General features: G+C 66.6%; 12 protein-coding genes. 2 read left to right on the top strand and 10 right to left on the bottom strand.

Features of this window, described 5'->3' with window-relative positions; translation table 11 throughout:
- Positions 1 to 47 precede the first annotated feature (47 nt).
- Both M1D74_RS06520 and M1D74_RS06515 read left to right on the top strand, forming a co-directional pair.
- Positions 48 to 1,562 carry an AlkA N-terminal domain-containing protein gene (locus M1D74_RS06520; RefSeq protein WP_458116895.1) on the top strand — a complete coding sequence of 505 codons (1,515 nt, stop codon included), beginning with the start codon at positions 48 to 50 and terminating at the stop codon, positions 1,560 to 1,562.
- Positions 1,559 to 2,089, top strand: a complete 531-nt coding sequence (locus M1D74_RS06515; RefSeq protein WP_458116894.1) for a methylated-DNA--[protein]-cysteine S-methyltransferase — start codon at positions 1,559 to 1,561, stop codon at positions 2,087 to 2,089. The genes M1D74_RS06520 and M1D74_RS06515 overlap by 4 nt, the downstream gene beginning before the upstream one ends.
- Here M1D74_RS06515 and M1D74_RS06510 read toward each other — a convergent pair.
- The 10 genes from M1D74_RS06510 to argC form a co-directional block, all read right to left on the bottom strand.
- Complete coding sequence (locus M1D74_RS06510) at positions 2,053 to 2,922, bottom strand: SRPBCC domain-containing protein (protein ID WP_458116893.1); 870 nt, start codon at positions 2,920 to 2,922, stop codon at positions 2,053 to 2,055. The two genes, M1D74_RS06515 and M1D74_RS06510, sit on opposite strands and share 37 nt — an antisense overlap.
- Positions 2,923 to 3,055: 133 nt before the next feature.
- Positions 3,056 to 3,811, bottom strand: coding sequence for a maleylpyruvate isomerase family mycothiol-dependent enzyme (locus tag M1D74_RS06505; RefSeq protein WP_458116892.1), 756 nt, complete (start codon positions 3,809 to 3,811; stop codon positions 3,056 to 3,058).
- Between the two features lie 69 nt (positions 3,812 to 3,880).
- A complete protein-coding gene (gene argH, locus M1D74_RS06500) occupies positions 3,881 to 5,329 on the bottom strand; it encodes an argininosuccinate lyase (protein WP_458116891.1) in 1,449 nt (482 codons plus the stop codon).
- Between the two features lie 3 nt (positions 5,330 to 5,332).
- On the bottom strand, positions 5,333 to 6,535 hold the full coding sequence (locus tag M1D74_RS06495; protein ID WP_458116890.1) for an argininosuccinate synthase: 1,203 nt from the start codon (positions 6,533 to 6,535) through the stop codon (positions 5,333 to 5,335).
- A 79-nt stretch (positions 6,536 to 6,614) separates the two neighbouring features.
- The gene (locus M1D74_RS06490; RefSeq protein ID WP_309072521.1) at positions 6,615 to 7,163 is read right to left on the bottom strand and encodes an arginine repressor; all 549 of its coding nucleotides are present in this window, start codon (positions 7,161 to 7,163) and stop codon (positions 6,615 to 6,617) included.
- Positions 7,160 to 8,107 carry an ornithine carbamoyltransferase gene (gene argF, locus M1D74_RS06485; protein WP_458116889.1) on the bottom strand — a complete coding sequence of 316 codons (948 nt, stop codon included), beginning with the start codon at positions 8,105 to 8,107 and terminating at the stop codon, positions 7,160 to 7,162. Before argF ends, M1D74_RS06490 begins: the two co-directional genes overlap by 4 nt.
- Positions 8,104 to 9,408: an acetylornithine transaminase gene (locus M1D74_RS06480; RefSeq protein ID WP_458116888.1), complete on the bottom strand. Its 1,305-nt coding sequence runs from the start codon at positions 9,406 to 9,408 to the stop codon at positions 8,104 to 8,106. Before M1D74_RS06480 ends, argF begins: the two co-directional genes overlap by 4 nt.
- The gene (gene argB / locus M1D74_RS06475) at positions 9,405 to 10,316 is read right to left on the bottom strand and encodes an acetylglutamate kinase (RefSeq protein ID WP_458116887.1); all 912 of its coding nucleotides are present in this window, start codon (positions 10,314 to 10,316) and stop codon (positions 9,405 to 9,407) included. The genes M1D74_RS06480 and argB overlap by 4 nt, the downstream gene beginning before the upstream one ends.
- Before the next feature lie 36 nt (positions 10,317 to 10,352).
- Positions 10,353 to 11,522, bottom strand: a complete 1,170-nt coding sequence (gene argJ, locus M1D74_RS06470; protein ID WP_458116886.1) for a bifunctional glutamate N-acetyltransferase/amino-acid acetyltransferase ArgJ — start codon at positions 11,520 to 11,522, stop codon at positions 10,353 to 10,355.
- The gene (gene argC, locus M1D74_RS06465; RefSeq protein WP_458116885.1) at positions 11,519 to 12,550 is read right to left on the bottom strand and encodes an N-acetyl-gamma-glutamyl-phosphate reductase; all 1,032 of its coding nucleotides are present in this window, start codon (positions 12,548 to 12,550) and stop codon (positions 11,519 to 11,521) included. Before argC ends, argJ begins: the two co-directional genes overlap by 4 nt.
- Positions 12,551 to 12,624 lie beyond the last annotated feature (74 nt).

Raw genomic sequence — 12,624 nt, 5'->3', positions numbered from 1 at the left:
TCCGATTTCCGCTAGCAGCGCACCATGCCGCCTGCGAGGATTGAGACATGGACTTCTGGCAGCAGTACCGCGCTATTGAGTCGCGGGACACGCGGTTCGACGGGCAATTCGTCACCGCCGTGGCAACGACAAAGATCTACTGCCGTCCATCCTGCCCGGCGCGCACACCCAAGCCCTCCAACGTCACGTTCTATCCGACGTCTGCGGCTGCGCACGAGGCGGGCTACCGCGCATGCAAACGGTGCCTGCCGGAAGCCGTGCCGGGGACCCCGGCCTGGAACCTGCGCTCCGACACCGCCGCGCGGGCTATGAGGCTCATTTCCGACGGCGAGATCGACCGCAGCGGCGTCCCGGGCCTTGCGCTCCGTTTGGGGTATTCAACCCGGCAGCTCGGTCGGATCCTCCAGTCCGAGCTCGGCGCCGGACCGCTCGCCCTGGCGCGAGCCTCCCGTGCGCAGACGGCGCGGACGCTGCTTACGGCCACCGACATGCCGCTTTCCGATGTGGCATTCGCAGCGGGCTTCAACAGCGTCCGCCAATTCAACGAGACCATCCAGGAGGTGTATGACCTCTCCCCCTCCCAGCTCCGGCACCGCAGCCGCTTCCTGTCGCATGCTTCCACGGCTGCCGGCGCAGCAACCTCCCTGAGCCTGACACTGCCCGCGCGGACCCCGTACGACGACGGCATCTTCACTTTCCTGGCGGCCCGCGCCGTAGCAGGGATCGAGGTAGCGGACGCGTCCAGTTACGCCCGACTGGTCCGGCTGCCGGGCGGGGAGGGCTGGTTCCAGGCCCGACGCGCGCCCGGAGGCCTCAACGTCGCGGTCACAGTGGAGCATCTGAAGGACCTGCCTGTGCTGCTGGCCCGCATCCGGAGGTTGTTCGACCTTGATGCCGACCCTACGGCGATCGACGATGTCCTCTCCGCGGACCCTTCACTGCAGGCGCGCGTCCAGAGGTATCCGGGCATGCGCCTGCCTGGTGCGGTCGACGCCCATGAGATCCTCATTCGGGCCATGGTGGGCCAGCAGATTTCCGTCGCGGCCGCCACCGGGGTTCTCACCATCCTCGCCGAACTGGGTGAACCTTCAACGCTTGGGCGTCCCGGGCACAGCCGGCTGTTCCCCACTGCAGGATCAATCGCGGACGGTGCTGCCCCCCTGTTGAAGGGGCCCACCCGGCGACGGGAAAGCCTGGTGGGAGCCGCCGGCGCCCTCGCCGAGGGGAGCGTTGTGATCGGGCTCCAGGACACCCCCGCGGAATTGGCAGAGAAGCTCCTGCCCCTGCCGGGGATCGGTCCGTGGACTGTCCGCTATGCGGCGATGCGGATCCTTGGCGCGACCGACATTCACCTCGCCAACGACGCCGCTGTCCGGTCGGGCCTGGCCCGGCTCTCCGTGCGTCCCTCTGACGTCCGTAAAACCGAGGCCTGGTTCGAGCGGTTCAGCCCCTGGCGCTCCTATGCGACGCTCCACCTCTGGCGGCTCGCTGCTGAAAAGCCGTCCAGGCCCCAGTCATGCGCACACTCCGCAGACACTTCCCGAAAGGCACTGGCATCATGACCACCCAGACCTTAACCGTCTCCACCCCGGACGGGCCGTTCACCGTCATCGAACGCGACGGGGTGGTTCTTGCCTCCGGCTGGACTGCCGACGTCGCCGAACTCACCGGCCAGATCCACCCAACATTGCAGGCGGAACACATCCGCCCGGTCAATCACGCCAGCCCCATCACGGACGCGGTGGCTGCCTACTACGACGGCGATCTCGCGGCTATCGAGGCCGTCCCGGTGCAGCAGTTGTCGGGGCCGTTCCGCAGTCACGCGTGGGAGATTCTGCGCACGGTTGCACCCGGGAAGCCGGTCACCTATTCCGAGTATGCACGCCTGTCCGGGCGCCCATCCGCGATCCGGGCCGCTGCGGGAGCCTGTGCCTTCAACGCCGCTGCCCTGTTTGTTCCCTGCCACCGTGTGATCCGGACAGACGGAAGCCTCGGCGGGTTCCGGTGGGGAGTTGCCGTGAAGACGAGCCTGCTGGCGCGTGAAGCAGCGGCTCAACCGGCGGGAGCCGTGCCGAGCGTAGCCCGATAAAAGTCCTCCAATGCATGCAGCTTCCGCATGCTGGTGTGCGGCTGGTCGCCCTCCACCGACACCGCCACGGCGTCCAGATGAGCATGCCACTGGGCCATCAGGGCGGGCGCGACAGCTGGATCCTCAATCACGTGGCGGACAGTAAGGCGGGTGCTGGAACCCTCTGCGGTGAAGTCGACCTCCGCCTGTTCGACCCTCGGCTGTTGCTCCGGGTCGGCTGTGAGTGCGTCCTTGACGAGCGGCAGGGTGGAACTGAGGCGACGGTCGAAGTGGACCATGGTGACGCCGTCGTCGGTTTCCATCCAGCCCATCGTGTTGGAAACATCGAACTCCTGGGAATAGGCATCCCGGAGGGCCGCCCAGTCCCCCGGCGGGGCCGGCTCCCGGCCCGCAGCCACGTCATCGAGCGCGGCGAGGATGTGCTGCCAGCCGGCGGCACCCTCGGTCAGAAAGTCGGCCGTCTCGGAGCGTGCCCGTAACTGCAGCAGAGCACCGCCGTCACTTTCCAGGACCCGCCATTCCAGGATGGACTCGAAACCCAGTGCATCGTCCCAGCTGATCTGGAGGCTGGTGGGTGGGTTCAGTTGCAGGACTGTCCCGGTAGAGGTTCCCCCACCCAGGTCCAGGGAATACTCCTTTCCCAGCTCCCATTCCCCGGCGAGTTCGCCGAGCCAGAGCCGAACCTTCCCGGGGTTCGTCAGAAGGCTCCAGATGTAGGAGCGGGGGTAGTCGAATTGACGGTCGAAAGCGAGAACGTACCCGTCGCTCAGCCGTTCGATCCGGCCAAGCGGCACAACGGAGTGCGCAGCTGATTGTTCAACTTCCGACGTCATGGCGTCTGCCTTCGCTTCTGTGGGCGCGTGGGTGCCTCCCAACTTAGCGCAGTGCCGGACCCCTGATAAGGGCTCCGAACGGTCAAAGGCCTAATGTTTCGAGACTGCCGATGAGCCGGGAGCGCAGGTCCCGTCAGGCGCGCGGAGACACTGCCGCCGGCCACGGCAGGAGTTCCGGGAGGGCAACGCCGTCTGCTGCGGCGGTCGCGTTCAGTCCACCCTGCGGCTTGCGTCCGGCAAGCCATGCGGCGATGTCCTGCAGCAACCCGGTGACGACGACGGTGCGCGCCGGTGTTCCGGGTCCGCTCGACAGCGTGCGCGGCTGCTCACCCAGCGGTTGGAGCTTGAGTGCCGTTCCGTCCGGGATACGTGCAGCGAGGAAGCCGAAGAGGTAATGGCAGAACGTGTTGTCCCAGTCGAGGGAAGTTCGTCCCGTGTCGAGGTCGGAGGCATGGATGACCAGTTCCCTCCAGAGGGCAAGCCCGCCGTCGCGCACGGTACCGTTCCGGTAGGCGATGCGTGCGTCCCACCCGCTGCCCTGAAGGGCGGCGAAACGTGCGACGACGGCTTCGACCGCCTCTGTGAGGCTCCGCAGCTGCTCGTCGACGGGGCGCTGCGCCCGCCGCTCAATGTCGCGGTTCCGGCCGTCGAACCCGTCGTCGTAGAACTCGATGGTCCCGCCCTGGGCTGCGTACTCAAGCTGGCGTGCCATCGCGCGCGCCACTCCCTCGACGTGCGCGAGGACGAAGGCGCGGTTCCATCCGGGAAGGACCGAGGGCGCAGTGACTGCTGCCTCGTCCAGGCCGGCAGCGGCCGCGAGCAGTTCACGACCGGCGTCGGCTAGCCGTTCGGCGAGGTTTTCGGGCACGGCAGGCTCTGGTGTGTTCACGGCTATCCTCCGGGTGGGCAGGGGCGGGTCAGTCCCGACAATACCCGCTGCCCTCCCGGAGGCCGACTGTCAGCCCTGCGGCGGCAGCAGTGTCGAGCGCACGTTGAGCAGCTGGGTGTTCAAGGCCTCCAGCTGGCGCCGAACGGCAGCCGGAGCTGTGCCGCCCTGCGAGTCTCGGCTGTTCAGCGATCCTTCAACCGTGAGCACCTCCCGCACACCCGGTGTGAGGTGTTCCGAGATCCCGGCATAGTCCTCGTCGCTCAGGTCCCACAGCTCCACACCGCGGCTTTCAGCCAGCTTGACCGCTGCGCCGGACAGTTCGTGGGCTTCGCGGAAGGGCACGCCCTGGCGGACCAGCCACTCGGCCACATCCGTGGCGAGAGCGAATCCAAGCGGCGCCAGCGACGCCATGCGCTCGGAGTTGAAGGTCAAAGTGGCGATCATTCCCGACACGGCAGGCAGGAGTACCTCGAGGGTGTCGATGGCATCGAACACCGGCTCCTTGTCCTCCTGAAGGTCCCGGTTGTACGCCAGGGGCAAACCCTTGAGCGTGGCGAGCAGTCCGGTCAGGTTCCCGATCAGCCTTCCGGCCTTCCCGCGGGCGAGCTCCGCAACATCCGGGTTCTTCTTCTGCGGCATGATCGATGACCCGGTGGAGAAGGAATCGTGCAGGGTGACAAAGGAGAATTCCTTGGTCGCCCAGAAGATGACCTCTTCGCTGATGCGCGAAAGATCGACGCCGATCATCGAGGCCACCCACGCGAATTCCGCGTAGACGTCCCGCGCCGCCGTGCCGTCGATCGAATTGTGCGTCGCCGAGTCGAACCCGAGCTCTGCGGCAACCGCTTCAGGGTCGAGGCCGAGGGAGGACCCGGCCAGCGCCCCTGAACCGTAGGGTGACACCGCAGCGCGGCGGTCCCAGTCCTGGAACCGCTGCAGGTCACGCAGCAATGCCCAGGCATGCGCGAGCAGGTGATGGCTCAGCAGTACCGGTTGTGCGTGCTGCAGGTGGGTGCGGCCCGGCATCGGCACTTCGAGGTGCTTCTGGGCCTGCTCCACAAGTGCGTCGATCGTGGCGAGCACGCCGCCTGTGATGATGCGGGCATGCTCACGCAGGTACATCCTGCCCAGCGTGGCAACCTGGTCGTTGCGTGAACGGCCGGCCCGCAGCTTTCCGCCGAGCGCCGGTCCGGCGCGTTCGATCAGTCCGCGCTCGAGCGAGCCGTGCACGTCCTCGTCAGAGTCGGCGGGGAGGTAGACGCCCGTGCGGACGTCGTCGTCGAGCGCGTCCAGGGCAGCCAGCATGCCGGAAAGTTCGCCGTCGTCGAGCAGGCCGGCGCGGTGCAGCACACGGGCGTGCGCCCGTGATCCGGCAATATCGTGGCGGGCCAACCGCCAGTCGAAGTGCGTCGACTTGCTCAGGGCCGCGAGGGCGTCCGCGGGGCCGCCGGAGAACCGGCCGCCCCACAGCGAGCCCTCGTTGGTGCCGGTTGCGGCTGTACCGTGTGCCTCGGTCACTGCCTAGTTCCCCGCGCGCTGATCGCGACCCGATGCCACCTTGGAGGACAGGCCGAAGATCTCGATGAACCCGCGGGCCATCGACTGGTCGAAGGTATCGCCGGTGTCGTACGTTGCGAGGTTGAAGTCGTAGAGGCCGACGTCGGACCGGCGACCGGTGACGGTCGCGCGGCCGCCGTGAAGTTCCATGCGGACGTCGCCGGACACGTAGCGCTGCGTGTCGTCGATGAAGGTTTCCAGCGAGCGCTTCAGCGGAGAGAACCACTGGCCGTCGTAGACCAGTTCGGTCCAGCGCTGGTCAACAGTCTTCTTGAACCGTGCCTGCTCACGCTCGACGGTGACGTTCTCGAGCTCGCGGTGGGCGGTGATGAGGGCCATGGCGCCGGGAGCCTCATAGATTTCGCGGCTCTTGATTCCCACCAGCCGGTCTTCGACGATGTCGATGCGGCCCACGCCCTGGGCGCCGGCGCGGCGGTTCAGTTCCTCGATCGCCTGCAGCGGAGTAACGGCGTGTCCGTCGATCGCAACGGGGATGCCTTCCTTGAAGGTGACGACTACTTCATCCGGTGCCGGGGAGAACTCGGGCGAGTCGGTGTAGTCGTAGACGTCCTTGGTGGGGCCGTTCCAAATGTCCTCGAGGAAGCCGGTTTCGACGGCGCGTCCCCACACGTTCTGGTCGATCGAGAACGGGTTCTTCTTGGTGGTTTCAATCGGCAGGCCCTTCTCCTCGGCGAAGGCGATTGCCTTGTCACGGGTGAGGGCGAGATCGCGGACGGGGGCAATGCACTTCAGGTCCGGGCCGAGGGTCTGGATGCCGACCTCGAAGCGGACCTGGTCGTTGCCCTTGCCGGTGCAGCCGTGCGCCACGGTCGAGGCCCCGAACTCACGTGCAGCGGCGACGAGGTGCTTGACGATCACGGGCCGGGAGATAGCCGACACCAGGGGGTACGCATCCATGTACAGCGCGTTGGCGCGAAGGGTCGGCATGCAGTACTCGTTGGCGAACTCGTCGCGGGCGTCGGCCACATAGGCTTCGACGGCGCCGCAGCCGAGGGCACGCTGGCGGATGGTCTCCAGGGATTCGCCGCCCTGTCCGACGTCGACAGCGACAGCCACTACTTCTGCTCCGGTTGCTTCGGCAATCCAGCCGATGGCCACCGAGGTATCCAGTCCGCCCGAGTAGGCAAGGACGATGCGTTCAGTCACTGAAATAGCTCCTTTTGTTTCTTCGAATGATGTGGAATGTTCGGTGGTCTGTCTGGTCGGGATGTCTGTTGCGTCCCGCTCAGGACGCGGCCTCATGGGCGAACTGCAGGAAACGGGCTGCGACGTCGGCTCCGCCGGCCGGATCACGGGTGACCAGCAGGATGGTGTCGTCTCCGGCGATCGTACCCAGCACGGACGGCATGACCGAATGATCGATCGCCAGGGCCAGGAAGTTCGCTGCGCCCGGAGGCGTCCGCAGGACCACCAGGTTCCCTGAAGCCTCAGCCGTCACCAGCAGTTCACCGCACAGCCGCGACAGCCGCGAGTCCAGAATCTCCTGGCTGACGCCGCTCTGGGGAGCACGTCCGCCGCCCTCTCCCGGAACGGCGTAGACAAGCGCGCCGTCCTTGCCGCGGACGCGCACTGCGCCCAACTCCACGAGGTCACGGGACAGTGTGGCCTGAGTGACCTGGAGTCCGTCGTCTGCCAGCAGGTCCGCCAGTTCCGACTGCGACCGCACGGACTGCGACGTGAGCAGGGCGGTGATCCGCGCCTGCCGCGCCGTCTTGGTTGTGGGCTGCCCGGTCGGCTGGGCGCCGGCCGAACCCGCAGGGGCAGCGGAGGTCACGAGCGCTCCATGAGCCACACCATCAGCGCCTTTTGCGCGTGCAACCGGTTCTCGGCCTCGTCCCACACGAGGGATTGCGGGCCGTCGATCACGCCGGCGGAAATCTCGTATCCGCGGTAGGCGGGCAGGCAGTGGAGGACGACGGCGTCAGCCGCCGCCTGGGAGAGCAGCGCCTCATCCACCGCGTACGGACGGAACAGCTCGAACCGCGCACTCTTGGCGGCGTCGTCCTCGATCTCCTGGCCCATGGATACCCAGGTGTCCGTGGCGATGACGTCGGCGCCCGTTGCTGCCTCACCGGCATCGGTGGTGATGAGTACCGATCCGCCGGTTTCTGCCGCACGCTTGTTGGCGGCGTCGACGATGCGTTGTTCCGGCAGGTACCCCTCGGGACCAGCGATGCGGACGTGCATACCCGCGGTGACGCCGGCGAGGAGGTACGAGTTTGCCATGTTGTTCGCAGCGTCACCGAAGTAGGAGAGGGTGAGGCCCGCCAGCTTGCCCTTGTGCTCCCTGATGGTGAGCAGGTCGGCAAGCAGCTGGCACGGGTGGTAATCATCCGACAGCGCATTGATGACGGGAACGGAGGAAGCCGCAGCCATTTCTTCGAGCCCGGCCTGGGCGTAAGTGCGCCAGACTATCGTGGAGACCATCCGCTCCAGCACCTTGGCCGTGTCCGTGATTGATTCCTTGTGCCCGAGCTGCGACTCCCCCGCACCGATGATGAGCGGCACCCCGCCGAGGTCTGCGATACCGGTGGCGAAGGACACGCGCGTCCGCGTGGAGGTCTTGTCGAAGATGACCGCGACAGTCTTGCGCCCGCTGCCCTCGCCCGCGTAGGTGGAGTTTGAGTAAGGTGCCTTCTTCAGCTCGAGCGCGAGATCCAGGACCTCGTTCTGCTCAGCCTGAGTGAGGTCGGTGTCGAGAAGGAAGTGGCGGGTCATGCGGAATCCTCCGGTGGCTGGGCTGCGGTGTTCGGTTCGTGGGTGTATCGCGCAGTGTCGAGAATCCCGGGCAGCGCGTCGAGGAAAGTTTGTGCTTCCGCCCGGGTCAGGATGAGCGGCGGCGCGAGCCGTAGTGTGCGGGGTGCCGGGGCGTTGATGATAAAGCCCCGCTCCAGAGCTTCCTTGACGGCCTCGGCTGAATAATCGCCGTCAAGGTCAAAGCCGATGAGCAGGCCTTCGCCGCGGACGTCCTCCACTGCGTCCACCTCGGCGAGGGCGCCGCGGAGGAAGCTGCCGACGTCGTCCGCGTTGCGCAGCACCGCGCCCGCTTCCAGCGCATGCACAGTGGCAAGCGCTGCGGCGGTTGCGACGGGATTCCCACCGAAGGTGGTGCCGTGCTGGCCCGGCGTCAGCAAGGCCGACACCTCACTGCCGAACGTCACAAGCGCGCCGATGGGGAAGCCGCCGCCGAGTCCCTTGGCCAGGGTCATGGCGTCGGGAGTGATGCCGCTTGCCTGGTGTGCGAACCAGCGCCCGGTACGTCCGACGCCGGTCTGGACCTCGTCGAGGATCAGCAGGGCTCCGGCCTTGCTGGTCAGCTCCCGTGCCTTCTGCAGGTAGCTCATGCTGAGGGGACGCACGCCGGCCTCGCCCTGGATGGGCTCCAGCACGACGGCAGCGACCGTCTCGTCCAGCGCTGCCTCCAGCGCCTGCAAGTCATTGAAGGGCAGGTGCTCCACACCGCCCGGAAGCGGTTCGAACGGCGCCCGGTAGGCCTGCTTCGACGTGAGGGCGAGCGCGCCCATGGTGCGGCCGTGGAAGCCGCCTTCGAGAGCGAGGATGCGCGTCCGCGGCTTTCCGTCGTGGGACGGAGCGCTGTTGCGGCGGGCCAGCTTGAAGGCAGCCTCGACTGCTTCGGTGCCCGAATTCGCGAAGAATACCTTCGAGCCGGCGGGTGCGCCGGCAAGGGACAGGAGCTTTTCGGCAAGCGCCACCTGAGTGGGACTGGTGAAGAAGTTCGAGACGTGGCCCAGGGTAGCCAACTGTGAGGAGATGACTGAGGTGACGAAGGGATGGGCGTGACCCAGAGCATTGACGGCGATGCCGCCAAGCAGGTCGAGGTACTGCTTTCCGTCGGCGTCCCACACGAGGCACCCCGCGCCCCGGACAAGCACACGCTGCGGCGTACCGAAGACCCCGAGCAGGGCGTCAGAATATCGCTGCAGCCATTCCTGGCCCTTCGCTGGATCCACGAGCGCTGCTGCGGCAGCAGTCTCGATCGACGTTTCCCTGGTGCTCATGCGATGACGTCCTCGTCCGGCACAACCTGGGTGCCTATTCCGGCGGTGGTGAAGATCTCGAGCAGCATGGAGTGCGGCAGGCGCCCGTCGACAATGTGGGCACGCTCCACTCCCCCGTCGACGGCCTTGAGGCAGGCGGCCATTTTCGGAATCATTCCCGATTCGAGCCCCGGCAGGAGGTTGCGCAGTTCCGCCGCCGTCAGCGAGGAGATGAGGCTGGTGCGGTCCGGCCAGTTCGAGTAAAGGCCTTCGACATCTGTCAGGATGACAAGTTTCGATGCCCCCAGGGCTTCGGCAAGGGCCGCCGCCGCAGTGTCCGCGTTGACGTTGAGCACCTGTCCGGTCCCGCTGCCGGAGGCGTCGATCTCGGGCGCAACCGTGGAGATCACCGGAATGCGTCCGGCTTCGAGAATGTCCAGGATCGCTGATGGGTTGACTCCCACAACCTCACCGACCAATCCAAGGTCGACTTCCTCGCCGTCGATCACCGTGCCGGCCCTGATGGCGCGCAGCAGTCCGCCGTCCTCGCCCGAGAGACCCACTGCGTAGGGGCCGTGCGAGTTGATCAGGCCCACCAATTCGCGGCCCACCTGGCCCGTGAGGACCATGCGGACGACGTCCATCGCCTCCGGTGTGGTGACCCGCAGCCCGCCTTTGAACTCGGACGCTATGCCGAGCCGGTCCAGCATGCCGTTGATCTGGGGCCCACCGCCGTGCACCACGACGGGGCGGATCCCGGCATGGTGCAGGAAGACGATGTCTTCGGCGAAAGCACGGCGCAGGTCGTCGTTGACCATGGCATTGCCGCCGTACTTGATGACCATGGTGGTGCCGGCGAACCGCTGGATCCAGGGCAGTGCCTCGATCAGCGTCGCCGCCTTGTCCTGTGCAGCGTTAAGAGTGTTCATGTGGTCCTTCGACTCAGCGTCTTCGGCTTCAGCGTGTCAGCTGGAGTAGGCGGAGTTCTCGTGCACGTAGTCGTGGGTAAGGTCGTTCGTCCAGATGGTCGCGGTCTCGGAACCTGCGTTGAGGTTTATTTCCACGGTGACCAGGCGGCCGCTCAGGTCCACCAGTTCCCGCGGATCACCGATGCCGCCGTCGCGGCAGATCTGCACTCCGTTCATGGCTACGTCAAGACGGTCCGGTTCAAAGGCGGCGTCAGTGGTGCCGACCGCAGCCAGCACCCGGCCCCAGTTCGGGTCGTTGCCGAAAATCGCGGCCTTGAACAGGTTGGAGCGGGCGACTGAGCGCCCGACGGCCTCGGCGTCTGCTTCGGTGGCGGCATTGATCGTCTTGATGGCGATGGTGTGGCTGGCACCTTCAGCATCCTCGATGAGCTGATGGGCCAGAGACGCGCAGACACCGGTGAGCGCCTCGGCGAATTGAGCCGCGTCCGGCCGGACTCCGCTCGCGCCGGAGGAGAGCAGGACAACGGTGTCGTTGGTGGACATGCAGCCGTCGGAGTCGGCGCGGTCGAAGGTGACCCGGGTTGCCGCACGCAGTGCGGCGTCCAGCACAGCGGGGTCCAGGACGGCGTCGGTGGTCAGCACAACCAGCATGGTTGCCAACCCCGGAGCCAGCATGCCTGCGCCTTTGGCCATTCCACCGATGGAGTAGCCCTCGCTCGGAGCGTCCTGCGTTGCCGGGTAGGTGGCGGTCTTGGACACCGAGTCGGTGGTCATGATCGCTTCTGCCGCGGCGCGCCCACCGCCGTCGGACAGCAGGCCCACGGCCTCGCTCACGCCGGGCAGCAGCTTGTCCATCGGCAGTTGCTCGCCGATGAGGCCGGTGGAGCAGACGAAGACGTCCGTTGCCGAAACGCCCAGTGCCTCAGCCGCGAATTCCGCAGTGCGGTGAGTGTTCTGGAACCCCTCCTGGCCGGTGCAGGCGTTCGCTCCGCCGGAGTTGAGGACGACGGCGTCGACCCGCCCGTCGGAGACGACCTGACGGGACCAGTGAACCGGCGCAGCCGCCACCCGGTTGGAGGTGAAGACTGCCGCCGCATGGTGATGCGGACCGTCATTGACGACGACGGCGATATCCCGCGCGCCGGTCGACTTCAGTCCTGCGGCAACGCCTGCTGCGCGGAAACCCCGCGGCTCGGTAACGCTCACGGTGCTACTCCTGATCCGTTCAAACCCGTGGTCTCCCGCAGACCGAGGGCAATATTCATGGACTGCACCGCGCCACCGGCGGTGCCCTTGGTGAGATTGTCGATCGCGCAGGTGATGATGACGCGGCCGGCATGCTCATCGAAAGCGAGCTGAAGCTGTGCGTTGTTGGAGGCGATCACCGATTTGGTGGCCGGCCACTGTCCTTCCGGCAGCAGAGTGACGAAAGGTTCGTCGTCGTACGCGGCCTCCCAGGCCTCACGCAGGTGCGCTGCCGTGGTGCCGGCAACGACGCGGGCGGTCGCCGTCGTCAGGATTCCCCGCGACATGGGAGCGAGGGTAGGTGTGAAGGAGACGGTGACCGGCGTGCCCGCCGCCCAGCCCAGCCCCTGCTCGACCTCCGGGGTATGCCGGTGGCTGCCGCCCACTCCGTAGGGACTCATGCCGCCCATCATTTCGGAACCGAGCAGGTGCGGTTTGAGCGCCTTGCCGGCACCTGACGCACCCGAGGCAGAGACGATCACGACGTCGTCAGGCTCAAGCAGTCCTGCCGTGAACCCCGGGGTAAGGGCGAGGAGGGCGCTGGTGGGATAGCATCCCGGAACGGCGATGCGCCGAGCGCCGCGCAGGCTATCGCGTGCACCCGGCAGCTCGGGGAGTCCATAGGGCCAGGTGCCTGCGTGCGGGGATCCGTAGAAGCGGTGCCAGGCGTCGGCGTCTTCGAGTCTGTGATCGGCTCCGGCGTCGATGACAAGGACGTCGGGGGGCAGTTGCGCGGCGACCTCGGCACTGGCGCCATGCGGCAGGGCCAGGAAGACGACGTCGTGTCCGCTGAGATTGTCAGCGTTGGTCTCCTCGATGACCCGGTCAGCAAGGGGGTGCAGATGCGGCTGCACCTCACCCAGCCGGCTGCCGGCACTGCTGTGTGCGGTGATCGCACCGATGGTCACGTCCGGATGTGTGGAGAGCAGACGCAGGACTTCGCCGCCTGCATAGCCGCTTGCTCCGGATACCGCCACGGAAATACTCATGCGAATCATCGTACAGTAAACCTATTCACTAGAACACATAGTTATGCACTCAACTTGCGGACAGAAGGAATGAC

It is taken from the genome of Arthrobacter sp. D2-10 (genome assembly GCF_054161285.1).
The sequence above is the reverse complement of the archived record's forward strand: the minus strand, read 5'-3'. Positions and strand labels throughout refer to the sequence as shown.

Excerpts from the sequence above, each read along its gene's own strand:
- argC (WP_458116885.1), bottom strand. The coding sequence starts at position 12,550 with ATGAGTATTTCCGTGGCGGTATCCGGAGCAAGCGGCTATGCAGGCGGC.
- argF (WP_458116889.1), bottom strand. The coding sequence starts at position 8,107 with ATGACCCGCCACTTCCTTCTCGACACCGACCTCACTCAGGCTGAGCAG.
- M1D74_RS06480 (WP_458116888.1), bottom strand. The coding sequence starts at position 9,408 with ATGAGCACCAGGGAAACGTCGATCGAGACTGCTGCCGCAGCAGCGCTC.
- argB (WP_458116887.1), bottom strand. The coding sequence starts at position 10,316 with ATGAACACTCTTAACGCTGCACAGGACAAGGCGGCGACGCTGATCGAG.
- M1D74_RS06510 (WP_458116893.1), bottom strand. The coding sequence starts at position 2,922 with ATGACGTCGGAAGTTGAACAATCAGCTGCGCACTCCGTTGTGCCGCTT.
- M1D74_RS06520 (WP_458116895.1), top strand. The coding sequence starts at position 48 with ATGGACTTCTGGCAGCAGTACCGCGCTATTGAGTCGCGGGACACGCGG.
- M1D74_RS06515 (WP_458116894.1), top strand. The coding sequence starts at position 1,559 with ATGACCACCCAGACCTTAACCGTCTCCACCCCGGACGGGCCGTTCACC.